This is a genomic window from Streptomyces albus subsp. chlorinus (assembly GCF_013302895.1).
GTDB classification, from domain to species: Bacteria; Actinomycetota; Actinomycetes; order Streptomycetales; family Streptomycetaceae; genus Streptomyces; species Streptomyces chlorinus.
On sequence record NZ_VJOK01000001.1, the window covers coordinates 6,585,834 to 6,609,824 of the forward strand.

Sequence of the window (23,991 nt, forward strand, 5' to 3'; positions counted from 1 at the left end):
GCGCGGCCGAAGCCCAGGGCGCGGCCCAGCACGTCCAGGGCCTCGTCGGCCCAGCCGATGGTGCGCAGCCCGGAGGTGACCGTGGCGGGCGGCCGGTTGATGAGCGTGTCGCGCCGCACCAGGCGCTCGAAGTCCACCCGCACCGGACCGGTCCGCGGCTCGCCCCCGTACGGTGTACGGAACTCCACGCCCGCCTTCCGCATCACCTCGATCAGCTCCTGCGCGAGGATGCCGTAGGCGACGGTGGTGGGGTGGACGCCGTCCAGGGAGAAGAGCCCGCCGTCGCTGCGCCGCTCGCCGTCGCTGAGCAGGAACCGGGAGTTGGGCACCGGGTCGAGCGCGCGCAGCTCGCGGGGGAGCCGGTAGGGCGTCCACCAGCCGGGCCGCGCCGCCTCGTCCTCGAAGTAGCGGCGGCAGGCCAGCCGGTCCAGCAGCCCGGCCGTGTCCAGCAGGTACCAGTCCCGTCCGGCCTGCCGGGCCGCGCGCACGACGTCGGCCATCGCGTCGTTGTACTGGTCGATCGCCTCGTCCACCGCGCGGGCCTGCTCGCCCGTCAGGTGCGGGTCGCGCCGCACGTCGAAGTCGCTGTCGCCGATCCACGGCCGGGTGTAGTACGGGAAGTAGCACGAGCCGCGGTCCGCCTTGCCGTGCACGCCCCGCGCTATCGGCGCGATGGTCACGTGCGGGACCGCGCACCAGATGACGTGCCGGGCCCGCACGCTCCCCACCTCGTCGGCCAGACGCCGCAGTTCGGCGGCGAAGTGCTCGGGCCGCCACACGGTGTACCGGCTCTTGGCCCGCAGATCGTCGTAGCCCTCCCCGCTCCAGACCACCTTGAGGCCGATCACGGACGAAAGCGCGTTGTTGGCGCCGAGGAAGACGACGAGGGTCTCGATCCCGTGGTCCGGGTCCGGCTCCCGCCCGCCGTCGGCCGCCTCCCGCCCGTCGCCGGTCTGCTCGCCCAGCACCCGCGCGGCGCCCACCTGGGTCAGCGCTCCGGCGGCGGGCGGCCGGGTGGGCAGGGCGCGCAGCGCGGCGCGCTCGCCCGGGCTGCCGACCATCTGCCGCACCAGGTCGTCGTGCGGCGCGCCGATCATCTTCCGGCACACATCGGCCGACTTCTCCAACGCGTCCCGCAGGTCCCAGCCGAAGACGGCCAGGTTGTGGTTGATGGCGGTGGTCGTCACCGGGGCGCAGCCCGCGCCGCGCTCCCAGTAGTCCTCCACCTTGTCCATGAACCGGCGGGCCCGGAAGAGCGCCGAGGGCGTCTCCCACCAGTCGACGTCCTTGCCGCAGTGGTCCTCCAGATCGCGCAGCAGCATCTCGAGGTTGAGCGGCAGCCCCCCGCAGCCGTCGTAGCCGGGGCGGCGGAAGTGCGCCGACCAGCCCAACTCGTGGGCGATGATGGCCGGATAGGACAGGTCCGTCTGGAAGACGGAGCAGCTCTGGAAGCCCTGCGTGAGCGAGTCGCCCAGCGTCACCAGCCGGTTGCGGGGCTCCCCGCGCCACGAGGTGGCCACCGGGATGCCGAGGGTCGGGTCGGTGTAGGGAGCCCCCGGCTCCGCCCGCCCGGAGGCTGCGGCCGGAGCGGTGGAGGCGCGGGGTGCGGGGGAGGGGTCCGGTGCGGATGCGGGTTCGTGTGCCGTCATGTCACGCCCCGATCTGCCGGCGCCGGGGTGCCGCCGCGCGTGGCGGCGCAGCCCGCCGCGGCGGGTGAGGTGAATACGGTGCCGTACCAGGCTCTTACCCACCCGCACCCGTGATCCGTCGCCCCGCACCCGCGATCCGGCGGTGGATCAGCCCGCGTCCTCGCCGGCGGCCCGCACGGCACCCGCCGCCAGCGCCGCCGCGATCTCCTCCTCGGTCAGTCCCGCGTCCCGCAGCACCGCGCGGGTGTCGGCGCCCGGGCGGCACGGGGCGGTGCGGAACCGCGCCGGGGTGCGGGCCAGGCCGATGGGGGTGCCGATGCCCCGGTAGCCGTCGTGCTCGACGACCATGCCCCGGTGCCGCACCTGAGGCGCCGACAGCGCCTCGGCCACGTCGTGGACGGGCGAGGCGGGGATGCCCTCCTCCAGCAGCCGCGCCGCCAGGTCGGCGCGCCGCCACCGCGCCAGGCGCGGGGCCAGCACCTGGCACAGCGCGGTCACATGGCGCACCCGGTCGGGGTTGGTGGCGAACCGGGGGTCGTCGGCCAGCTTTGGTGCGCCCAGCAGCCGGGCGAGCGCCGCGAACTGCCGGTCGTTGCCGACGCCGACGAACAGCGGCCCGTCGGCGGTCTCGAAGGAGTCGTACGGGGCGATCGTCGGATGTGCCGAGCCGGTGCGCGGCCGCACCCGCCCGTCCGCGAGCCAGCTGGCCGAGTGCGGGTGCAGCAGGCTGATGGCGGTGTCCAGCAGGGTGCAGTCCACGAGCTGGCCCAGCCCCGAGGCGGTGCGCTCGTGCAGGGCGAGCAGCACACCGGAGAAGGCGAGGATCCCGGTCACCATGTCCACCACCGGGACCCCGACGCGCAGCGGATCGCCACCAGCCTCGCCGTTGACGCTCATCAGCCCGCCGTACGCCTGGAGCACGGCGTCGTAACCGGGGCGTCCGCCCATCGGCCCGTCGGTGCCGAACCCGGTGACGCGGCAGTGCACGAGCGCCGGGTAGCGGGCCCGCAACTCCTCGTCGGCCAGGCCCCACTTGGCCAGGGTGCCCGCCTTGAAGTTCTCCACCAGCACATCCGTCGTGCTCAGCAGCCTGCGCAGCAGCGCGCGGCCCTCCTCGCGCGAGAGGTCGAGGACGAGGTTGCGCTTGTTGCGGTTGAGGTTCTGGTAGTAGGCGCTGGCGCGGTCCGGGCCCGGCGCGGCGTCGCCGACGAACGGCGGGCCCCAGCCCCGCGTCTCGTCCCCGCCCGGCGGCTCCGCCTTGACGACCTCGGCGCCGTGGTCGGCCAGCATCTGCGTGCACAGCGGGCCCGCCAGCACCCGGGAGAGGTCCAGCACCCGCAGCCCGGCCAGCGCTCCTCCGTGCTGCCGCTCGCCCTCCTCGCCCCGCTGCCGCCCGCCCATCAGTAGGACCCCGGCAGACCGAGCACATGGGTGGCGACGTGGTTGAGCACCATCTCCTGGCTGAGGGGCGCCAGCCGCAGCAGCCGCGCCTCCCGGAAGTACCGTTCGACGTGGTACTCGCGGGCGTACCCCATGCCGCCGTGCGTCTGCACCGCCCGGTCGGCGGCCTGGAAACCGGCGTCCGCGCACAGCCACTTGGCCATGTTCGCCTCCTTGCCGCAGCTCTCCCCCCGGTCGTACCTCCAGGCGGCCTGCCGTGCGGTCAGCGCGGCGGCCTCCAGCCGCGTCGCCGCCTCGGCCAGCGGGAAGGCGACGCCCTGGTTCTGCCCGATCGGACGGCCGAAGACGACCCGCTCCTTCGCGTAGCGCACCGCCCGCTCCAGCGCGGCCCGCCCGATGCCCAGCGCCTCGTGGGCCAGCAGGATGCGCTCCGGGTTGAGCCCGTCCAGCAGGTGGCGGAACCCCTGCCCCTCCTCGCCGATCCGCCGGGCGGCCGGCACCCGCAGCCCGTCGAGGACGACCTCGTAGGAGGGCACCGCGTTGCGCCCCATCTTGGGGATGGGGCGCAGCTCGACGGCGGCCGGATCGAGGTCGGCCAGGAAGAGGGTCATCCCGTCGGTGGGCCGGGCCACCTCCTCATGGGGCGTGGTGCGGGCGATGAGCACGATCATCTGGGACTGTCCGGGGATCGCCATGCCCAGCCAGCCGCCCTCGGCGAAGGCGTCGTAGAAGGCGTGCGGGAAGCAGCCCGCCTCGTCCTGCTCGGCCCAGTAGGTGTCGGGGAAGCGCGCCGCCAGCTCGCGCACCGCCCTGCGGACGGCCTCCTGGTCCTCGGTGAGCCGGAAGTCCACGCGGCAGCCTGCCCTTCGACGGGTTCGGATATACGGCGCGCTGGATGGGACAACGGGGATGCTAGGAGCGCCTTGTGCAGCGGGTCAAGGGAGGGACAGCGCCCCTGCGGGGGAGCGGAAGGGGCGCATGAGAATCTACGGTTCGTATATACGAACGCAGGGAGGGCGCCGATGACCGGAACCGCCGCCAAGGGGCACCGCACCGTCAGCCGGATCACCGGCATCCTGGAGACCGTCGCCCGCACGGGCGGCGCGCGCACCCACGAGCTGGCCCGTCAGCTCCAGGCCCCGAAATCCTCGGTGTTCGGGCTGGTCAAGGGCCTGGTGGCGGAGGGCTACCTGACCGAGGACGGCGGCGTCCACCGCCTCGGTCCCGCGCTGGGCTGCCTGTTGCCGCCCGCCCTCCCCGATGTCGCCGAGGCGGCCCGGCCCGCCCTCGAAGCGCTGCGGGACCGGTTCGCGGAGACCGCCATGGTCGCCACCGCTGTGGGCGACTCGCTCAGCTATCTGGCCGCCGCCGAATCCCCGCAGCTCATCCGCTATTCCGCACCCCTGCGCACCCGCCGCCCGCTGTACCCGCCGAGCGCCGGAAAGGTGCTGCTGGCCCACCGCGCGGAGCACGCACGCGACGCCTACCTGGAGGCGGCGCTCCCCCATGTGCGGGAGCGGGAGCGCGCACGGGCCGACCTCGTGCGCGTCCGTGCCGAGGGCGTCGCCTTCAACCGCGGCGAGACCCTCCCCGACGTCCACGCCGCCGCCCGGCCCGTCCTGGTGGACGGCCAGCTGCGGGCGGCCGTCGCCGTCGCCGGCCCGACCGGCCGGATCGCCCCGCACCTGGACACCGTGGCCGACGCGCTGCGGGAGGCGGTGGCGGACGTGGCGGCGCGGCTGCGCGGGTGAGCGCCGGCGGCCTCACCACCTCCTCCCGCCCGCCCTCACACCACCCGGTCCCGCCGCAGCGCGGCCACCTCCGGGCCGGTGAGGCCGAGTTCGGCCAGGATGGCGTCGGTGTGCTCACCCAGCGCGGGCACCGGGTCCATCCGGGGAGCCGCGGACGCCGGTCCCGGCGGGGCCAGCGCGGGTACCGGCCCGGCAGGGGTGTCCACCTGGTGCCAGCGGCCACGGGCCGCCAGCTGCGGGTGCCGCCACACCTCGTGCAGGGAGTTGACACGGGCCGAGGCGACCGGGATCCGGGACAGCAGCTCCACGGCCCCCTCGCCCGTCAGCTCGGCGAAGCGCGCGGCGATGAGCGGGCCGAGGGTGTCGCGGTGCCGGTCGCGTGCCGCGTTGCCCCGGTGGTCGGGGTGCTCGGCCAGCTCCGGCCGGCCCAGGAAGCGCTCGCAGAAGCCGCGCCACTCCCGCTCGTTCTGGACGCCCATCATCACGACCCTCCCGTCGCCCGCGGTGAAGGGGCCGTACGGGTAGATGGTCGCGTGTGCCGCCCCCGCGCGCGGCGGGGGCTCGGCGCCCTCGTAGGAGTAGTACAGCGGGAAGCCCATCCACTCCACCGTCGCCTCGAAGAGCGTGATGTCCAGATGGCCGCCCTCGCCGGTACGCCCCCGCTCCAGCAGCGCGGCCAGCACCGAGCTGTAGGCGTACATGCCCGCGGCGATGTCGCTGACCGCGATGCCCGCCTTGGCCATCTCCCCGGGCGTACCGGTGACCGACAGCAGCCCGGCCTCGCTCTGCACCAGCAGGTCGTACGCCTTCGCCGTCGCGTACGGCCCGCCCTGCCCGTACCCCGAGATGTCGCAGACGACCAGGCGGGGATCGGCCGCACGCAGCGTCGCGGCGTCCAGCCCGAGGCGGCGGGTGGCGCCCGGGGCGAGGTTCTGCAGGAAGACATCGGCCCCCGCCAGGAGCGAGCGCAGCACGCCGGCGCCCCTCGGGTCCTTGAGGTCGAGCGTCAGCGACTCCTTGCCGCGGTTGGCCCACACGAAGTGGGAACTCATCCCGCGGACGCGTCTGTCGTAGCCGCGGGCGAAGTCGCCGGTACCCGGGCGCTCGACCTTGATCACGCGGGCGCCCAGATCGGCGAGCTGACGGGTGGCGTACGGGCCGGCGACAGCCTGTTCGAGAGCGACGACGGTCATGCCGCGCAGCGGTCGCACCGGGGGCCTCCTCGGGATCGGAACCGGAGCGTTGCCGGAACCGGGGCGTCATCGGGAACGGGGCGTCATGGGGAACGGATCGCGATCGGGACGGGCGGAACGGAACAGGGGCGGTGCGGTACCGGAACCGGAGGCCGGAGCCCCCGAGTGCCGTCACCCGTGGCCGTACCCACTCCCGCCCCGGCCGTCACACACGCGGCCCGGTCGCGCTCCCGCGGGCGGCGCGGTCGCCCTCGTCGTGGGACGCCCCGGCGCCCCACCGCAGGAGGTCCGGCGCCCCGTCACAGGAGGCCCCAGGCGTCTCCTCACACGCGGCACAGAGCCGACGTGCGGCCACAGGGGTCTCTTGGCCAACTCGCTTCCCTGGTACGGGAGTCTGCGGAATCATCGCTCGCGTCACGCAGGTCAGGACCACTGACGCGACGGCGGAAGCGGTCCGAACACGGGGATTGGGTGAGCCGCATGACCGACATCCAGGCAACGCCGGGCACCAGCGACCGCACCGAGGCCCGGCTCGCCGTCGCCGTCCACGTCGAAGCCGAACTCCTCCGGCTCGGACTCCAGGCGATGCTGCCCCGGCTGGCGGCGGTGGAGCGCGCCGAACAGTTCGCGCACCCCGGGGAACTGGAACGGGCACTGGCGGAGCGGAGGTTCCACGTACTGATCCTCTCCAGCGCGAACGGCGCCGGGAAGCGGACGGGGAACGGGCTCGCCCAGGCGCCGGACGGAGGCGGCACGGGCGGGCCCGCACCGCGCCGCCTTCCCTCCCTCACCCGGCTCCGCCACACCCAGCCGGGACTGCGGACCCTCGTCGTCCTCGACCCCGCCGACGCCGAGTCCGACACGGCCCTCGCCCGGCTGCCCGCGGACGGCTACCTGCTGCGCGAGGAACTCACCGCCGAGACGCTGGAGCGGGCCCTGCGGCAGCTCGCCGCCGACGAGATGCCGATGCCGCTCCGCCTGGGGCGCCAACTCCTCAGCCACGCCGGGCAGTCAGCCCACCTCCTGCCCGCCCGCACCGTACGGCTGACCGCCCGCGAGCACGAGGTCCTCGACCAGCTCGTCGCCGGCCTCAGCAACAAGCAGATCGCCCGGCACCTGCGCATCTCCGAGCACGGTGTCAAACGCCTCGTCAGCAGCGTCCTGCTGAAGCTCGACGCCACCAACCGCACGGCCGCCGTGGTGACGGCGATGAAACTGGGCCTCACGGACTGACACCCGGCGCCGGCGCGGCAACCCGCGGGCGGGTGGAGGAGCGGGCGGCGGCCGCCCGTGGTGCCCTACCCATCCGGCTACCCCACCCGGGCAGCTCAGTGTGGGCGGTCATCCGGGCCTGTCGGCGGGCGGGGGCCGGGCTCATGATGAGCCCAGCCCCCGCCCGAGAGGACGCAGATGAGGACCGCCAGATGAGCTGGAGGCACCAGGACCCCGCGGCACTCGCGGACGCCGCCGTCAGCAGCCTCGCCCTCGCCGCCGACCCGTTCGCGCAGTCGGCGGCCCCCGGCTTCTGGGCCTGGTCGAGGGACGCGCACCGGGCGGTCACCGACGCCGTGCTGGCCCTGCCGGACGACCGGGTCCGCACCCTCGCGGAGGCGGTCGCCAAGGCCCCCGACGACATCTCCTCCTGCCGGCGGCTGACGGTGCTGCTGGCGGACCGGATCAGGCGCCGCGGCGACGACCCGGACACCGCGCGCCTCGCCGCCCTGGTCTGGGACGCCGAGACCCGCTCCCGGCTGCGCATGCAGACCGGGACCGAGCGACCGGCGGGACTCGGCACCCCGGGCGCGCGGGAGATCCTGCGCACCGCGCGGCCTGCGGCCAGGGCGGCCGGCCCCGTGGACGCGGCGCTGGTGGTCCCGTTCCGGGAGCGCGGCGGGGAGAGCGACCGCACCCGCAACCTGGCCGCCGTCCTGCACGCGCTGAACGACCAGACCCATCCGCGCGAGCGCTACCGGATCGTCGTCGTGGAGGCCGACAGCGAGCCGCGCTGGGAGAGCGTGTTCGCGCCGTACTGCGACACCTACCTGTTCGCGCGGAACGCGGGCCCGTTCAACTACTCCTGGACCATCAACGCGGGCGTCGTGCACGGGGCCCGGCCCGCCGGCCTGATCTGCGTGCTGGAGGCGGACATCCTCGTCGACCGCGGTTTCGTGGAGCGCGCCGTGGAGCGGTTCCGGGTGCCCGGCACCCAGGCGCACTGGCCGTTCGAGGACATCCTCTACCTGGACGGGGCCTCCAGCCACCAGGCCGTCACCGAACGCTGCCTGGAGGGCCGCGCGGCCGTGGAGCGGGACGCGCTGCGCGGCGTGTTCCTGCGCCGCAGCCCCGGGGCCTGCGTGTGGCTGCGGGAGAGCCTCTTCACCCGCATCGGCGGGTACGACGAGCGGTTCACCGCCGGCTGGGGCGGCGCGGACAACGACTTCGCCTGGCGGGCCGACCTGCACGGCGGCATGGACCGCTACCGGGACCGCATGGTGCACCTGCACCACGCGCGGGCCGCCGACTGGTTCGACGCCGAGGGCGCGGGGTCCACCGCCTACGAGACGTTCCCCTGGTGCAGCTGGCCGCCCCACTCCGCGATCGGCGACCTGTCGAAGTTCCGTACCCACTAGCCGCATGGCGTGCCGCGGGCACTCCGCGCGCCCAGAGCACTCCAGGAACGGGGAAGACTCCATGGAACCAGTGGTCGGCATCGGCCCGGTCTCACGCACGGCCGTCGACGCGGCACTCGCCGTGGCCCGGCGCACCCGTACCCCGCTCATGCTCATCCCCAGCCGCCGCCAGGTGGACGCGGCCGAGTTCGGCGGCGGCTACCTGGGCTGGACCACCGAGGAGTTCGCCGCCCACGTCCGCGAGCAGGACCCGGACGGGCTGATGCTGCTGTGCCGCGACCACGGCGGCCCGTGGATGCACACCGCCGAGGCACACCTGACCGATCCGGCCGAGGCGCTGGAGTCGTGCCTGCGCTCCTTCACCGCGGACCTGGACGCCGGGTTCGGGCTGCTGCACATCGACACCTCCGAGGGCCGGCCCGGCACCGGCCCGGTCCCGGCGCCGACCGCCGCCGCCCGCCTGGTGGAGCTGTACGCGCGCTGCCACGCCGAGGCCACCGCGCGCGGCAGGGAGGTGGCGTACGAGATCGGCTTCGAGCCGCAGGGCGTGTCCACCAACGACCCCGACGAGTTCAAGGCCGCACTCCGTCTCGTCCTGGAAGGCATCGAGGCGGCGGGTGCCCCCAAGCCCCGGTACGTCGTCGCGCAGACCGGCACGAAGGTCGCCGAGCTGCGCAACGTCGGCCGCTTCCACGATCCGGCGGCGCGCGCCGAGACGCTCCGCCAGGTCTCCACCCTGGCCGCCACCTGCCACCAGGAGGGCGTGCTGCTCAAGGCGCACAACTGCGACTACCTCACCGCGCGGGAGACGGCACTGCTGCTGCGCGCGGGTGTGGACGCCTTCAACGTGGCACCCGAGTACGGGGTCGCCGAGACCCGCGCCCTGCTGCGGGTCCTCGACGAGACGGGGCTGACCGGGGCCAAGGAGGACTTCCTCCGCCTCGCCCACGACAGCGGCAAGTGGCGCAAGTGGATGCTGGATCCCACCACGGCGACGGACGTCGAGCGCGCCGTCATCGCCGGGCACTACGTCTTCCGCACCGACGAGGGCCTGCGCATCCGCGCCCGGGCCGCGCACGCCCTCGCCGCCCGGGGCCGCCCGCCGCTGGAGACGGTGCTCCGGGAAGCGGTGGCCGAGCGGATCGAGAGCGCGCTGCGGGCCGTCGGGGTCGCGGGCGCCGCCGGAGGTGCGCGGTGAGGGCCCTGGTGGCCGAGGTGTTCGCGCCCGAGACGCTCCGGGAGGCCGTCGACCGCGTCCTGCGCGTCCCCGACGAGCACCGCACCTTCACCAAGGACGCCGCCTTCGCCGAGGAGACCTGGGCCATCGGCCCCGCGCTGCTCGAAGCCCTCATGGACCACGGACTGCCGCACCGCGGCGAGGGCGGCCGGCGCCGCTTCGAGCGCACCGACCTGCACAACATCAGCACCTATCTGCGCCTGCCCTCGCCCTACTTCCTGGCCCTGGCCCGCAAGGCGCGGGCCATGGAGGAGGCGGCACGGGCAGGCCGTCCGCACGTCCACGAGCTGGAATTGAGGGCCGGCTGCGCCTCCGGCCACCCCGGCGCCTGCTCCTTCGCCCCGGTCCCCGGCCTGGTGCGGCACAGCGAGCCGGGAAGCCTGCGCGGAACCGGCCCCGGGGCCTTCTCCGTGCGGGCCCGGCTGCCCTCCGACCGCCTGGTCTTCGACGAGGAGCGCTCCGAGCTGCTGTCGCTGGTCGCCGACTGGGAGCTGTACGTGCTGCCGGACGGCGTCATCGAGGACGAGGGCTTCTCCCGGGCGACCCGGCTGGCCAACTGCCTCATCCCCACCCGGCTGCTGCTGAGGGAGGCCGAACGGCGCGGCATCGGCGCCCGCCACGGCGCGGGGCTGCTGGTCGCGCCGCCGTTCACCACGCCGCACCACTGGGTGGAGTTCGAGCTGGACGGCGGCTGGGTGCCCGCCGACCCGGTGCTGCTGACGGCGTTCGCGCGCTGGGGGATGACGGACCCCGCCGCGTGGCCGTACAACCGCTCGGTCGCGGGCATCGTCTGGCACCTGCTGACCTGGCCGTCCAAGGTCTTTTTCCCCGTCGTCCACGACCACGGCCGCCAGGCACCGCCGCACATCTCGGCACGCTAGCGGCGCGGTCCCCGGCACACCCGCCACCCGCGCCGCCCACGGCGCGCCTGCCTCGCGCACGCTCCCGGCAGGCCCGCCGTCCGCACCGTTCACCCTCGACGGAAGGACCGCACCATGGGTACGCCCACGACCGAAGGCGCCTTCACCGCCATCAGTGAGCCCGAGGGCGACACCGGCGCCCACCCGTCCCGGCCGCCGCGCCAGGTGGCGCCCGGCGTCCGGGTCATCGAGTTCGCCGACACCAAGAAGGTCGTCAAGCTGTGGGGCCAGGAGCGCTGGCTGCACGAGGAGGAGCCGGACGGCCCCTACGGTTTCAAGTTCATCCGCATCAGGGCGGGCCACCGCACCTCCCTCCAGTACCACGAGCACAAGCGGGAGAGCTACTTCATCCTGGAGGGCGAGGCGGTGATGCACTACCGCGAGACCCGCGACGGCGAGACGCTGCGGCTGCCCATGCCCGCCGGGACGCTGGCGCACGTGGACCCGGGGGCCGTGCACCGGGTCGAGGGCGTCACCGACATCGTGCTGGTGGAGGTGTCCACCTACGACGACGGCTCGGACAACGTCCGGCTGGAGGACGACTACGGGCGCGGTGACGGCCGCGTCGCCGAAGAGCACGACGAGCGGCCCGGGCGCTGAGGAGGCCGGGCATGGGCGGCTTCACCGTTCCCAAATACCGCTACCCCGCCCAGTTCGCGGGCGGCGAGCGCGAACTGCTGGGCAGGATCGAGGAACTGCTGCTGCGCGGCGGCTACGTGCTGGGCGAGGAGGTCGCCGCGTTCGAGGAGCGGCTGGCCGCCTACCTGGGTGCGGCCCGGACCATCGGCGTCAACTCCGGGACGGACGCGCTGATCCTCACCCTGGACGCGCTCGGTGTCGGCCCCGGCGACGAGGTCGTCACCGTCGCCAACTCCTTCCACGCCACGGCCCAGGCCATCGCCCGGCGCGGCGCCACACCCGTCTACGTGGACTGCCGCGAGGACGACTTCCTCATGGACCTCGACCGGCTTCCGGACGCGCTCACCGAGCGCACCCGCGCGCTCATCCTCGTCCACATGTTCGGCAAGGCGGCGGATGTGCCCCGGGCCCTGCGGCTCGCCCACGACGCCGGGGTCACCCTCGTCGAGGACTGCGCCCAGGCCATCGGGGCCCGCAGCCACGGCGTCCGCGTCGGCACCGCCTCGGCGGCGGGCTGCTGGAGCTTCGCGCCGTCCAAGAACCTGGCCGCCGCCGGGGACGCCGGCGCCATCAGCGTCCAGGACGCCGGACTGGCCGAACGGCTGCGCCTGCTGCGCCACTTCGGCCAGCCCCGGCAGAACGAGCACGAGATCCTCGGCTACAACTCCCGGCTCGACACCCTCCAGGCGCTGATCCTGCTGCACAAGCTCGACCGGCTGGACACCTGGAACGGCCGCCGCGCCGAGCTGGCCGCCACCTACCGCGAGCGCCTCGGCCACCTCCCGCTCCGCTTCCAGCGGCCCGGGGAGGACGGCGAACACGTCTACCACCTCTTCCAGGTGCGCACCGAGAGCGAGACGGTACGCGACGGGCTGCTGGCCCATCTGATCGCCTCCGGTGTGGACGCCGTCGTCCGCTACCCGGTGCCCCTGCCGCACCAGCCGGCGCTCGCCGGACCCGCCGCCGGGCGGCACCCCTGCCCGGTGGCCGAGGAACTGGCGCGGCAGACGCTCTGCCTGCCCATCCGGCCCGATCTGAGCGCCGCCGAGATCGGGCACGTGTGCGACGCCGTCGCGGGCTGGTTCGGCGCGGAGGCCGCCTGATGGAGACCCGGGTGCACACCGCTCCCGACGACGCCGCGTTCGCCGGATACCTTGCCCACACCCGGCACGCCTTCGGCAAGGCCCCCTACGACCACGCCACCCTGCGCGCCCACGGGGTGACGGCCGTGGCGGCACGCGGCGACGAGGTGCTCGGCGGCGGCCTCTTCCTGCCCTTCGCCCAGCACTTCGGCGGGCGTCCGGTACCGTCCGGCGGCGTCGCCTGGCTCGCCGTCGCCCCCTGGGCCCGGGGCGCCGGACTCGCCCGCCGCCTCACCGAAGAGGGCACCGACCGGCTCCGCCACGAGCACGGAGCCCACCTCGCCTGCGCCTGGACCCCGGCCCCGGGACTCTACCGGCGCTGGGGCTGGGAGTCCGTCGCCGTCGCCTCCAGCCACACCCTCGACCCGGCGCGACTTCCGCCGGTACGGGGCGATTTCACCGCCGTCGTGCCCGACGAGTCCGCCCGCGCCCGGCTGCGGGACCGCCTTGCCGCCGGCTGGAACGGGCCGCTGCGGCACCCCTCCTGGTGGCGCGGCTGGAAACAGCGCGTCACCGAGGGGGCGCTGACCCTCGGCGTCACCCGCGAGGGGACGCTGGCCGGCTACGCCACCGTCACCGTCGAGCCCCACCGGCCCTGGGGCGTCGCCGCCGTCGTGCACGAGCTGTGGCACGACGGGCTCGACGCGCTGCCCGCCCTGCTGGAGGCCGTCACCGCCGGCTCGCCCCAGGTCCGCGAGATCCGGCTGCGGCGTTCCGTACTGCCCCGGCCCGGCCCCCTCCAGTGGGCGCTGGACCACTACACGGTGCGCGAGGAGGGCTGGTACCCGTGGGTGCTGACCCTGCTCGACGTACGCCGCGCGCTGGAAGCCCGCGGCTGGGACCCGCAACCGGGCGGCGGCGTACGGCTGGAGGTCGTCACGCCCGAGGGCAGGTCCGCCCCCTACGCGCTCACCTTCGAGGAAGGGCTGCTGCACGCCCAGCGCGGCAGCCCCCCGCCCGGCCACCCGGCCACCCGCACCGTGCGGCTGCCCGCCGGGACGCTGGCCGCCTGGTACGCGGGAGCGCTGCCGCTGCGCCACGCCGCCCGGCTGGGCCTGGCCGACGGCGCCCCGCGGGACCTCGCCCTCCTCGACGCCCTGGCCACCGGCCCCACCCCCTGGCTCCCGGACAGCTTCTGACCGGGGCCCGTGAGGTTTCCCCGCCGGGGCCGCTCTCCGCCGCCGGAACCCGGGTCCCGCTCCTCGCCGCCGGGGGAGGGCCGTTACCTGTCCTGCCCGCTGCCGGGGGTGCCGCACAGCGCGTGGTCGACGAGGGCACTGGCGGTCCGCTCCTGCCGGAGCGCGCTGCCGGGCGAGTCGTTCAGCGCGGTGGACATGGAGACGGTGACGGCACGGCTGCCGTCGCCCGTGGCGCCGTTCAGGGTGATGTAGCCGCCATCGCCTCCTTCGTGGCTCCAGTAGCTGCCACCGCAGGACAGGGGCCGCTCGACCAGCCCGAGGCCGTAGCGTCCGTGCGGCCAGAACGCCCGGGTCTCCTTGTCGACGGGGACGGTCTCCCGCATCTCCGCCAGCCGCGCCGGGGACAGCAGTTCGCCGCCGAGCAGGGCCCGGAAGAAGCGGTTGACGTCCGCGGTGGTGGAGACGTAGCTGCCGGGGTCGGGGAGGACCACCTTGGTGACGTCGACCCGTTCGCCGGAAGGGAAGACGTCGTAGCCGTTGGCGTGCGGACGGCGGAGTGCCGGGTCGCTGCCCGGCAGATAGGTGCGGTCCATGCCCAGCGGTTCCAGGACGCGGTCCGCGACCTCCTTGTGCCAAGGGCGTTGTGCGGCCTTCTCGATGATGAGGTCGAGCAGGACGTAGCCGGTGTTGGAGTAGCTCCACCCGGCGCCGGGCGGGAAAGCCGGGCGGTGCCGCATCGCCCGCGCGACGATCTGCCGCGGTGTGTAGGTGTCGTACCGGCGCTCGCGGTACTCCCGCCGGGTGGTGAAGCCGGGGAGGGCGTCGTCCCGGATGCCGCTGGTGTGCTGGAGGAGCTGGCGGACGGTGATGCGGCGTCCGTCGTTGCCGTGGCCGTCCACCAGGCCGGGCAGCCACCGGTCCACCGTGTCGTCGAGCGCCAGCCTGCCCTCGTCGACCAGTTGCAGGACCACGGTGGCCACAAGTGCCTTGCCGGTGCTGGCCATCCGGAAGTAGCCGTCGCGGGGCACCGGACGGTCCGTGCCCGCCCGGGCGACGCCGCTGGTGGCTACCAGATCACGCCCGGGTCCTGTGGTCACCCGCGCCTGGACACCGGTGACCCCCAGCGCCCGGAGGGCGTCGGCGTCCCGGCGCAGATCGTCTCGCCCGTATCCGGGCGGGGCCGCCCCGGAGCCGGCCGGCAACTGGACGGCGATGGCCGCACCGACGGCGACGAGGGCGGCTGCGACCGCGGCCCGCCACCGCGCGCCCATGCGGCGGTGCGGCCGACGGGGACGGCCGGGTCGGCCGGGCCGGGGAGCGGGCGGGCGGTGCGGCGCGACGGCCGGGTTCGCTGGTCTCATGCCCCGCACGCTAGGCGGGCACCCGGCCGCGTTTCGCTACCCCAGGCTCCCGGAAGAAAGCTACAGCTACCTGTAGTGCCTCCAGGCAGCCTGGTACCTAGGCTGCGGCACGTGGGACCTTCCACAGTCCTCCTGTACGACGGCGGGAAAGCGGGACACGTGCTCGACAACCTCGGCGCTGCGCGCGCATGGCGGCTTCAGGCGTGGCGCAGCGGGCGCTATCTGCTGCGCACCTTGGCGGCCGCGGTGGTGACGCTCGCCGCGGCACCCCTGCTGTGCCTGCCGCCGCCGGCGGCGCGCCGGGCGGAGCGGCATCGCCGCCGCGCCGGGGAACTGCTGGGACAGCCGGTCGAGCCGCGTCCGCCTGCCGCCGGCCGCGACCTCGTGTGGCTCCTGACGCAGGTGGTCACCGGCCTGCCGGCCGGCGCCCTCGCCCTGCTCCTCCTGGGCAGCCTGCTTCTCACCCCCGTCATCACGGCGTTGTGGTGGGCCTTTCCCACGGCACCGTGGCTGCCCGTGGTCAGCGTTCCCCTCACCGGCTGGGGCACGGCTTTGCCGCTCGGCCTGCTGAACCTCGTCTTCCTGGCGGCACTGGCCGCCCTCCTCCTCCCGCCGCTCGCCCGGGCGCACGCCCGGTGCTGCCTGGCACTCCTGAGACCCTCGCCCGCGGCGCGACTGGCCGAACGCGTCACCGAACTCACCCGGACACGTGCGGACGTCCTGCAGGCACACAGCGCGGAACTCCGCCGGATCGAACGAGATCTGCACGACGGTACCCAGGCCCGGCTCGTGGCCATCGCGATGCGGCTCGCCGTGGCCGGCGAAAGCCTCCCCGACGTCTCCGGCACGGCCGCCGTTCTCGTACGGCAGGCCCACGCCGAGACCGAGGACGCGATGACCGAGCTGCGCTCCGTCATCCGCAGCATCTATCCCCCGGTGCTGGCCGACCAGGGCCTCGCCGGTGCGATCAGCACCCTGACCACCAGAGCCGGGGTGCCGACCCGCATCGACACGGGCCCGCTCGGTGAGGTCCCCGCGGCCGTCGAGGCGGTGGCCTACTTCGCCGTCACCGAGGCACTGGCGAACATCGCGCGGCACAGCCGCGCCACCCGCGCCTCGGTCCGCGTCACCCGCAACGGCGCGCTGCTGCACGTGGAGATCGCCGACGACGGGACCGGCGGAGCGGACGCCGCCCGGGGATCCGGCCTGGACGGAATACGCCGCCGCGCCGCCGCCCTGGACGGCACCATGGAGATCAGCAGCCCGCCGGGCGGGCCGACCGTCCTCACCGTGGAGCTGCCGTGCGCGTAGTGATCGCCGAGGACAACGTCCTGCTGTCGTCCGGGCTCGAACTCCTGCTCAACTCCCAGGGCTTCGAGGTCGCCGCGATCACGTCCGACACCCGCGGCTTCTTCGCCGCGGTCGAGACCCACCGGCCGGACGTCACCCTCGTGGACGTGCGGCTGCCCCCGACCTTCCGCGACGAGGGCATCCGGGCCGCACTCCAGGCGCGCCGGGACCATCCCGGACTTCCCGTCCTGGTGCTGTCGCAGTACGTGGAGCAGGACTACGCGGGCCGCCTCCTCGCCGACGCCCGGGGCGGTATCGGCTACCTGCTCAAGGACCGGGTGAGCCGTGTCGCGGAGTTCACGGACGCGCTGCACCGGGTGGCCGCCGGCGGCACCGCCATGGACCCCGAGGTCATCGCCCAACTCCTCGCGGGAGGCGACCCCGTCGACGCCCTGACCGCACGTGAGCGCGAGGTCCTCGCGCTGATGGCGGAGGGCCACGACAACGCGACCATCGCCCAACGGCTCGTCATCACCGACAACGCCGTCCACAAACACATCGGGAACGTCTTCGCCAAGCTCGGCCTGTCGGCCGGTGACAGCGGTCACCGCCGCGTCCGCGCCGTGCTGGCCTACCTCCGCCGCCATGGCGGTACCGCGCTCGACCCGGCGGCATCGCCCCACTGACACGACATCCCCGCACTGAGGCACGGCACACCCGTACGGGCGCCCGATCGGCTACCCCGTCCGGGCGCCCGACAGACGCTTCACCGCCCCGGCCGACTCCAGGAGGCTCGACACATGCGCTCCAGGAAGGTTCAGGCATGACGTGGCGGGCCGCGACAGCGGCGCCCGCGCCCGCACCCCGAGGCCGGTCCGCACCGGCGGCCGACGTGGTGCCGCCCGCCGCCGACGAGGACGCGTGATGCCGCACCCCTCCCGCACCACGCTGCTCGTCATCGCCAAGGAGCCCCGCCCCGGCCGGGCCAAGACCCGGCTCGGCCCCGTCTTCACCGAGCACGGGGCCGCCTCCCTCGCGTCCGCCGCGCTGACCGACACGCTGCGCGCGGTGCTGGCCACCCCGGCACGGCGCCGCGTCCTCGTCCTGGACGGCCGGCCGGGGCCGTGGCTGCCGGGCCCCGACGAGGGCGGCGACACCCTGGAGATCGCCCCGCAGGCGGCCGGCGGACTCGACGCGCGCCTGGCCGCCGCCTTCGCCCTGTGCGACGGGCCCGCCCTGCTCGTCGGCATGGACACCCCGCAGCTGACCCCCGGACTCCTCGCACCGGCCACCGCGCCGCACGCCTGGCGGGACCACGACGCCTTCTTCGGCCCCGCCGCCGACGGCGGCTTCTGGGCCCTCGGACTCGCCCGCCCCGACCCCGCCCTGCTGCGCGGCGTCCCCATGTCCACCCCCACCACCGGCGCGGTGCAGCGCGCCCGGCTGGTGGACGCCGGACTTCGAGTGTGCGACCTGCCCGAACTGCGGGACGTGGACGAGCCGGACGACGCGGCCGCGGTCGCCGCCCGGGCCCCCGGCACCCTCTTCGCCGCCGAACACGCCCGCCTGCGCGGACTGCTGGACCGCGCCCCCGCGCCGACGGCACCGGGCACAGCGGGCGACTCGCCGGGCGCCCCGGGGACGGCCGGGGCGTGAGCGGGCGGCGGCCGGCGACCACAGCCGGGTCCTGGACCGAGGACCCCTACACCCGGGCGATCAGCCTCGGCCGCGGTCCGCTCCGGCTGCGCGCGGCCGGCGGCTGGTCGCTGCCGCTGGACGTGGAGCGCTGGTGCGCCGGAGCGGACGCGGCCGATCTGACCGTCCTGGACCGCTGCCGCGGCGCCGTCCTCGACATCGGCTGCGGGCCGGGCCGTCTGGTGGCCGCGCTGCGTGACGAGGGGCACCCCTCGCTCGGCATCGACGTCAATCCCGCCGCCGTCGCCCGCACTGTGCGGCGCGGCGGACGGGCCGTGCGCCGCTCCGTCTTCGACCCGCTGCCCGCCCCCGGCAGCTGGGACACCGCCCTCCTCATGGACGGCAACATCGGCATCGGCGGCGATCCCGAGCTGCTGCTGCGCCGTGTCGCCCAGCTGGTGCGGCCCGGCGGTCTGCTGCTGGCCGAGGTCGCCCGGGAGGACGTCGACGAACGGCTCCGGGTCTGGCTGGAGAGCGCCCAGGGCGGCACGGGAACCCCCTTTCCCTGGGCGCGGTTGGGCGCCTCGGCACTGGACCGCCTGGCTGGGCCCGCCGGCTGGACGGCACAGGACGCCTGGTCCAAGGACTCCCGGGAGTTCCTCGCCCTGCGCCGGGTCTGTCACGGGCGCGGCCACCGTGCCACTGGGTCCGCCGCGTACCGCCCGCGCCGGGTCCGACCCGGGCGCGGAGGCGGCACCGGTCCGTGCCATGATCCCGGTGGGGCGGGGCCGGTGGACCACGGCGGTCCGCGCCCGCGCCCGTACCGTGAGCAGCCTGGCGGAAAGGACCGTGCGGTGAAGGGGAAGTGGCCCGGCGGCACCATGCGTGCCGCGCGCATCACCGGTCTCGGGCGGACGGACCTGGCCACGGTGCCGGTTCCCGGGCCGGAGCCGGGATCGGTGCTGGTGCGCACCCGCAAGGTGGGGATCTGCGGTACCGATCTGGAGATCCTGCACGGAACCTCGGCGTTCCTCCAGGACGGCCGGATCACCTTCCCGCACGTCTTCGGGCACGAGTGGTACGGCGAGGTGGTCGCCTACGCGGAGGAACCACCCGCGGACGCCCCGGGCGTCGGCACGCTCGTCGTGGGCCGCACCATGGTGCCCTGCGGGCGCTGCGCCGACTGCCACGCGGGGAGGACGCAAAGCTGCGCGGCCCTGCGGGAAGTGGGCCTCTACGGGCTCCAGGGCGGTGCCGCCGACTACGTGCGCGTCCCCGCGCACGCGCTCACGCCGCTGCCCGCGTCACTGCCCGAGCCGGCGGGCGCGCTGGTGGAGCCCGCCGTCTCCGTCGTCGAGGCGTTCGAGCGGGCGCGGCTGCGCTTCGACGACCGGGTCGCCGTCGTGGGCACCGGCACGATGGGACTGCTGGCCGTGCAGTTCGCGCGCCACCACGCCGCGGCGGTGGACGCCGTCGGCATCGACGGGGGCCGGGCTCGACCTCGCGCTGCGCTGCGGCGCGGACGCGGCCCACCACGCCGACGACGTGCCCGAGCACGCCTACTCCCTCGTCGTGGAGGCGTCGGGCGCCGCCTCGGCGTTCACCGGGGCGCTCCGCATGGCACGGCGCGGCGGCCGGGTGGCACTGGTGGGGGTCGCCAGGGAGCCGGTCTCCTTCGTCCCGGGCGAACTCTCCCTCCAGGGCGTGGACGTACTCGGCATCCAGCACGGCGTCTTCCACTACGACCGCACGGTCGCCCTCTTCGAACGGGGCGTCCTGGACGCGGCGCCGCTGGTGGCCGAGGTGTTCCCGGCCGCCTCGGCGAGTGCGGCCTTCGCCTTGCTGGAGCGGGGCAGAAGCGGCCCGCCGAAGATCCTCCTGGACTTCGGCGGGTGACCGCTTCCGGCGGGCGGGGGCGCTCAGTGCGCTGAGCGGGACGTGGAGCGGGAAGCCCCGCCCAGCAGCCGGGCGACGGCCCGGAAGGGAAGCGTGACGACGGTGGCGATGGCGCCGCCGATCGAACGCAGCACGTCGGCGATGGCGCGGAGCATCATGTCCTCCTCGGTGGACGGCTGGTGTGTCTGTCCGCCCCACGGGTGGCCGCCGGCGCGGAAAGCAAACCCTCGCCGGGCAAGCCCTCGTTCACCACAGCGTCGTGGCCGCGGCCCCCGCTCCCCGCGGCACGTAAGCCCCGCGCTCGAAGTCCAGCAGGTGCCGCTTGCGTTCGATGCCGCCGCCGTACCCGGTCAGCTGCCCCGTCGAGCCGATCACCCGGTGGCAGGGGACGACGATACTGAGCGGGTTCCGTCCGTTGGCCAGCCCGACGGCCCGCGCGGCACCCGGCCGGCCGATCCGCTCCGCCAGCTGCCCGTAGGAGAGCGTCTCGCCGTACGGGATGGTGCGCAGCGCCTCCCACACGGTGTGCTGGAAGGCGGTGCCCTCGGGGGCCAGCGGCACCGTGAACTCCTTGCGGTCCCCGGCGAAGTACTCGCCGAGCTGCTCCGTCACCTCACCGAAGGCGCCCGGGTCGCGCTGCCCGAACGTCTCCTGGGCGGGACGGTGCCGGTGGGGCTCCATGTAGATGCCGGACAGCGTCCCGTCGGTGGCGACCAGGGTCAGCGGGCCGACGGGGCTGTCGATGACGGTGTGCGTGCGGTGCATGGCTCGTCCCTTCTCCGTTCCCCTCCAGTCTCCCGTTCCCCGGGGGAGGGGACTGGCGGAAAAGCGACATCGGGATGCACCGGGCGCGCGGGCCCGCGAGGCCGCACCGCCGCACCGCCGCACCCGCCGCCGGGCCGGCCGGTCTCAGCCGTCCCAGCCGGCCCGCGCCGTCTGGACCCTCTCGCGGTAGTCCGCGTACCCCCTCTCGTACCGGTCCCGCTCCTCCTCGTCCGGCTCCACCAGCCGGTACTCCGCGTGCCACCTCTCCTCGTCCACCGGGTCGCCCAGCGCCGCGCGGGCCACGACGGCGGCGCCCCGCGCACCGACCTCGGCCTCCAGCGGCACCCGGACCGGCCGTCCCAGGATCCCGGCGAACGCGCGCATCCAGCCCTCGGAGCGGGTCCCGCCCCCGCAGGCGGCTAGCGTGCGCGAGAGTCCCGCGGCCTCCAGGCAGTGCCGGGCCGCGTAGCCGACCGCCTCGCACATCGCCCGGACCAGGTCGGCGCGGTCATGGGCCAGGGTCATCCCGGCGAACCCGGCGCGGGCGCCGGGGGAGACGAACGGGGCGCGCTCGCCCGCCTCCGACAGGAACGGGAGCGCGGTGACCCCGCGCGCCCCCGCGGGGCTCTTGTCCAGCAGCGCCTCCAGGTCGCCGGTGGACGCGCCGACGAGGCCGAGCGCCCAGTCGATGCCCGCGGTGCCGACCATCGCGGGCAGGGCCCGCAGCCAGCGGTCGGGGCGCGGGGTGCACAGCCACATCCCGGCGGGCTCGCCGTCCCGTCCCTCGTCAGCGCGGTCGGTGAGCACCTGGCAGGCCAGCGTCGTGCCGACCGTCAGCAGCCCGTCGCCCACTTCCCGCACCCCGCTCCCGATGGCGCAGGCGGGGAGGTCGTAGGGGCCGGAGGTGACCGGCAGCCCGGACGGCAGGCCGAGCAGCGCGGCCCCGTTCCGGTCGAGGGCCAGGACGGTGCGCGGCGCGGCCGGTTCGGGCAGCAGGTGGCCGAACCCGTCGACGCCGCAGGCGGCCAGCGCGGCGGGGGAGTAGCGGCGGGTGACGGGGTCGAGGAAGGGGAGGGTGGCGTCGGAGGCGTCCACGCCGATGGTGCCCGTCAGCCGCTGGGCTATCGCGTCCACGCAGTAGCCCGCGACCGCCGCGCGCTCCAGCGCCTGCGGCTCGTGCTCGGCCAGCCACGCCAGCAGCGGCGCGTGGCAGCCGGGGAACATGCCCGAGCCGGTGTGCCGGAAGACCTCTTCCACCGTGCCGTCCCGCTGCCAGCCGGCGACCAGCCGTGCGGCGCGGCCGTCCATCCAGGAGATCATCCGCCGGACTGCCCGGCCCTCGGCGTCCCGCAGCCACAGCCCGTCGCCCTGGCCGGTCAGGGCGAGCGCCGCGGGTGGCCCCGGCAGCGAACCGGCCACCTCCCGCACCACCTCGGCGACGCTGTCCAGCACCTCGTCGAGGTCCTGTTCGACGATGCCGCCGGGCTCGCGCAGCAGCGTGGAGCGGCGCGCGGCGGTGTGCAGCGCGGTCCCGTCCCGGTCGAAGGCGACGGCTTTGGTGACGGAGGTGCCGACGTCGACACCGATGATCGCCCCAGTGGTTCCAGTCATGGCCGTGCGCCCTCCAGACGGCAGTCGCGGTGCTGCTCGCTCGTTCTCCACATCGAGATTGTTATATTTATAGCGCTCGACGTGAAGAAACCCAATGCCCTCTCGCTGTTCACCGCCGAAGCCCCGCCCTGGAGGACGCATGACCGCCCGGCTCCTGCTCGTCAGACACGGCCAGACCGTCTGGCACGCCGAGAACCGCTACGCCGGGATCTCCGACGTCGCGCTCACCGACGACGGGCTGCGCCAGGCCGAGGAGCTGGCCCGGTGGGCGGTGGCCCGCTCCCGCGAGACGCCGGTGCGCGCGGTGGTCAGCTCGCCGCTGGAGCGGGCGCGGCGCACGGCGGCGCCCGCGGCCCGCGCGCTCGGGCTGGCGCCCGCGGTCCACGAGGGGCTGCGCGAGGCCGACTTCGGCTGGGGCGAGGGCCGCACCATCGCGGAGATGACCGCCGACGACGCCGGACTGGTGCGCGCCTTCCAGCAGGACGCCGAGACCGGCGCCTTCCCCGGCTCCGAGCCCCCCACCGCCGTCGCCGCCCGGGTGTGCGGGGCGCTGCGCGAGGTCGCCGCGGCCCACGAGGGGGGGACGGTCCTGGTAGTCGCGCACAACACGGCGTTCCGCATCGCCCTGTGCGCCATGCTCGGCATCCCCGTCGGCCGCTACCGGCACGTCCTGCCCCGGCTCGACAACGCGGCCGTCACCGAGATCGAGGTGAGCGGCGACCGTACGGCGCTGCGCTCCTTGAACGTGCCCACCGGCCCCCTCGCCGGCGCGGCCGCTCACACGCCGGCCACCGCCCCCGCTGCGGCGGGCTGAGGGGCGCCGGACCATGACGAACACCGGCCGCAAGAGCGGCCCGTCACCCGCCGCGGCCGCCCGCTCCCAGGAGAACCGCAGGCAGCGCATCGCCGAGCACGTCGTGCGGCACGGCACCGTCACCGTCACCTGGCTCGCCGAGACGATGGGCGTCAGCGTGATGACCGTCCACCGCGACCTGGACGCGCTTGCCAGGCGCGGGGTGCTGCGCCGCTTCCGCGGCGGCGTCTCCGCGCTGCCGACCAGCGTCTTCGAGAGCAACCTCGACTACCGCCTCGGCGTCCACGTCGCGGAGAAGGAGGCCGTCGCACGGGTAGCGGCGCGGCTCGTCGAGCCCGGCATGTCCGTGATGCTGGACGACTCCACCTCCGTGCTCGCGCTGGCCGGCCTGCTGCGCGACAAGGGGCCGCTGACGGTGCTGACCAACGCCCGCCGGGTGCTCGACGTCTTCGCGGGGTGCGAGGAGATCCGCCTCATCGCGCTCGGCGGCGAGTACTCCCGCACCCACGACTCCTTCCTCGGGGTGCCGTGCGTGGAGGCCGTCGAGGCGATGGCCGTGGACCTGGTGCTGGTCAGCACCTCCGCGATGAACGCGCACATGACCTTCCACCAGGAGCAGGACGTGGTGCTGGTCAAGCGCGCCATGCTCGACGCGGGGGCCCGGACGGCCCTGCTGATGGACCACTCGAAGGTGGCCCGCACCGCGCTGCACCGGCTGTGCCCGGTGGCCGACTTCGACCACGTCGTGGTGGACGACGGGGTGGACGCCCAACTCGTCGCGGACCTGAGGGAGCACACCGATGTGCGGCTCGCGGAGGTGAGGGGTGGGAGGTGAGGGCGTGAGAGACGCGAGCCCCTTTTTCACATCGAGTGTGTGAATTTAACATCAGAACTGAAACGTAGACGACTGAAACGCTG

22 protein-coding genes are annotated in these 23,991 nt (G+C 75.0%); 14 read left to right on the forward strand and 8 right to left on the reverse strand.

Annotation, left to right across the window (positions count from 1 at the left end; translation table 11 throughout):
* The 3 genes from FM076_RS28535 to FM076_RS35125 form a co-directional block, all read right to left on the reverse strand.
* Positions 1 to 1,649, reverse strand: a 1,649-nt coding sequence (locus tag FM076_RS28535; RefSeq protein ID WP_173873737.1) for a hypothetical protein, incomplete at its 3' end; no start/stop codon positions are given.
* Positions 1,650 to 1,796: 147 nt separating this feature from the next.
* Complete coding sequence (locus tag FM076_RS28540) at positions 1,797 to 3,050, reverse strand: CaiB/BaiF CoA transferase family protein (protein ID WP_173873738.1); 1,254 nt, start codon at positions 3,048 to 3,050, stop codon at positions 1,797 to 1,799.
* Positions 3,050 to 3,901, reverse strand: coding sequence for an acyl-CoA dehydrogenase family protein (locus tag FM076_RS35125; protein ID WP_173873739.1), 852 nt, complete (start codon positions 3,899 to 3,901; stop codon positions 3,050 to 3,052). The genes FM076_RS28540 and FM076_RS35125 overlap by 1 nt, the downstream gene beginning before the upstream one ends.
* 171 nt (positions 3,902 to 4,072) lie before the next feature.
* On the opposite strand from FM076_RS35125, the gene FM076_RS28550 reads away from it, so the two are divergent.
* Positions 4,073 to 4,801 (forward strand): IclR family transcriptional regulator, encoded by a 729-nt coding sequence (locus FM076_RS28550; protein ID WP_173873740.1) that lies wholly within the window; start codon positions 4,073 to 4,075, stop codon positions 4,799 to 4,801.
* Between the two features lie 35 nt (positions 4,802 to 4,836).
* On the opposite strand, the gene FM076_RS28555 is transcribed toward FM076_RS28550, so the two are convergent.
* On the reverse strand, positions 4,837 to 6,012 hold the full coding sequence (locus tag FM076_RS28555) for a CoA transferase (RefSeq protein ID WP_173873741.1): 1,176 nt from the start codon (positions 6,010 to 6,012) through the stop codon (positions 4,837 to 4,839).
* 462 nt (positions 6,013 to 6,474) lie between these two features.
* Between FM076_RS28555 and FM076_RS28560 the strand changes: the two genes are divergently transcribed.
* The 7 genes from FM076_RS28560 to FM076_RS28590 all read left to right on the forward strand — a co-directional run bounded on the left by FM076_RS28560 (position 6,475) and on the right by FM076_RS28590 (position 13,701).
* Positions 6,475 to 7,227: a response regulator transcription factor gene (locus FM076_RS28560; RefSeq protein WP_173873742.1), complete on the forward strand. Its 753-nt coding sequence runs from the start codon at positions 6,475 to 6,477 to the stop codon at positions 7,225 to 7,227.
* Between the two features lie 191 nt (positions 7,228 to 7,418).
* The gene (locus FM076_RS28565; RefSeq protein ID WP_173873743.1) at positions 7,419 to 8,624 is read left to right on the forward strand and encodes a glycosyltransferase family 2 protein; all 1,206 of its coding nucleotides are present in this window, start codon (positions 7,419 to 7,421) and stop codon (positions 8,622 to 8,624) included.
* Between the two features lie 61 nt (positions 8,625 to 8,685).
* Positions 8,686 to 9,822 (forward strand): class II D-tagatose-bisphosphate aldolase non-catalytic subunit, encoded by a 1,137-nt coding sequence (locus FM076_RS28570; RefSeq protein ID WP_173873744.1) that lies wholly within the window; start codon positions 8,686 to 8,688, stop codon positions 9,820 to 9,822.
* Entirely contained in the window at positions 9,819 to 10,742 is a 924-nt protein-coding gene (locus FM076_RS28575) for a hypothetical protein (protein ID WP_173873745.1), read from the forward strand. Before FM076_RS28570 ends, FM076_RS28575 begins: the two co-directional genes overlap by 4 nt.
* 114 nt (positions 10,743 to 10,856) lie before the next feature.
* Entirely contained in the window at positions 10,857 to 11,381 is a 525-nt protein-coding gene (locus tag FM076_RS28580) for a cupin domain-containing protein (RefSeq protein WP_173873746.1), read from the forward strand.
* An 11-nt stretch (positions 11,382 to 11,392) separates the two neighbouring features.
* On the forward strand, positions 11,393 to 12,523 hold the full coding sequence (locus FM076_RS28585) for a DegT/DnrJ/EryC1/StrS family aminotransferase (RefSeq protein ID WP_173873747.1): 1,131 nt from the start codon (positions 11,393 to 11,395) through the stop codon (positions 12,521 to 12,523).
* A complete protein-coding gene (locus FM076_RS28590) occupies positions 12,523 to 13,701 on the forward strand; it encodes a GNAT family N-acetyltransferase (protein WP_173873748.1) in 1,179 nt (392 codons plus the stop codon). The genes FM076_RS28585 and FM076_RS28590 overlap by 1 nt, the downstream gene beginning before the upstream one ends.
* An 83-nt stretch (positions 13,702 to 13,784) precedes the next feature.
* Here FM076_RS28590 and FM076_RS28595 read toward each other — a convergent pair whose 3' ends face one another.
* Positions 13,785 to 15,062, reverse strand: coding sequence for a serine hydrolase domain-containing protein (locus FM076_RS28595; protein ID WP_173873749.1), 1,278 nt, complete (start codon positions 15,060 to 15,062; stop codon positions 13,785 to 13,787).
* A 111-nt stretch (positions 15,063 to 15,173) separates the two neighbouring features.
* Here FM076_RS28595 and FM076_RS28600 point away from each other — a divergent pair, with 111 nt between their 5' ends.
* From FM076_RS28600 to FM076_RS35130, 4 genes are all read left to right on the forward strand, one after another.
* Positions 15,174 to 16,373 (forward strand): sensor histidine kinase, encoded by a 1,200-nt coding sequence (locus FM076_RS28600; protein WP_345945294.1) that lies wholly within the window; start codon positions 15,174 to 15,176, stop codon positions 16,371 to 16,373.
* A complete protein-coding gene (locus tag FM076_RS28605) occupies positions 16,364 to 17,038 on the forward strand; it encodes a LuxR C-terminal-related transcriptional regulator (protein ID WP_173873750.1) in 675 nt (224 codons plus the stop codon). Before FM076_RS28600 ends, FM076_RS28605 begins: the two co-directional genes overlap by 10 nt.
* Before the next feature lie 238 nt (positions 17,039 to 17,276).
* The gene (locus FM076_RS28610) at positions 17,277 to 18,008 is read left to right on the forward strand and encodes a TIGR04282 family arsenosugar biosynthesis glycosyltransferase (protein WP_173873751.1); all 732 of its coding nucleotides are present in this window, start codon (positions 17,277 to 17,279) and stop codon (positions 18,006 to 18,008) included.
* A complete protein-coding gene (locus tag FM076_RS35130) occupies positions 18,005 to 19,918 on the forward strand; it encodes an alcohol dehydrogenase catalytic domain-containing protein (protein WP_345945295.1) in 1,914 nt (637 codons plus the stop codon). Before FM076_RS28610 ends, FM076_RS35130 begins: the two co-directional genes overlap by 4 nt.
* On the opposite strand, the gene FM076_RS34770 is transcribed toward FM076_RS35130, so the two are convergent.
* The 3 genes from FM076_RS34770 to FM076_RS28630 form a co-directional block, all read right to left on the reverse strand.
* The gene (locus FM076_RS34770) at positions 19,907 to 20,038 is read right to left on the reverse strand and encodes an LPFR motif small protein (protein WP_274598948.1); all 132 of its coding nucleotides are present in this window, start codon (positions 20,036 to 20,038) and stop codon (positions 19,907 to 19,909) included. The genes FM076_RS35130 and FM076_RS34770 overlap by 12 nt on opposite strands.
* A gap of 91 nt (positions 20,039 to 20,129) precedes the next feature.
* Positions 20,130 to 20,648 carry a methylated-DNA--[protein]-cysteine S-methyltransferase gene (locus tag FM076_RS28625; RefSeq protein WP_173873752.1) on the reverse strand — a complete coding sequence of 173 codons (519 nt, stop codon included), beginning with the start codon at positions 20,646 to 20,648 and terminating at the stop codon, positions 20,130 to 20,132.
* Between the two features lie 144 nt (positions 20,649 to 20,792).
* Positions 20,793 to 22,259: an FGGY-family carbohydrate kinase gene (locus tag FM076_RS28630; protein ID WP_173873753.1), complete on the reverse strand. Its 1,467-nt coding sequence runs from the start codon at positions 22,257 to 22,259 to the stop codon at positions 20,793 to 20,795.
* A 139-nt stretch (positions 22,260 to 22,398) separates the two neighbouring features.
* Here FM076_RS28630 and FM076_RS28635 point away from each other — a divergent pair, with 139 nt between their 5' ends.
* Together FM076_RS28635 and FM076_RS28640 are read left to right on the forward strand one after the other, a co-directional pair.
* On the forward strand, positions 22,399 to 23,073 hold the full coding sequence (locus tag FM076_RS28635) for a histidine phosphatase family protein (protein ID WP_173873754.1): 675 nt from the start codon (positions 22,399 to 22,401) through the stop codon (positions 23,071 to 23,073).
* A 13-nt stretch (positions 23,074 to 23,086) separates the two neighbouring features.
* Positions 23,087 to 23,908, forward strand: coding sequence for a DeoR/GlpR family DNA-binding transcription regulator (locus tag FM076_RS28640; protein WP_173873755.1), 822 nt, complete (start codon positions 23,087 to 23,089; stop codon positions 23,906 to 23,908).
* Positions 23,909 to 23,991: the final 83 nt, after the last annotated feature.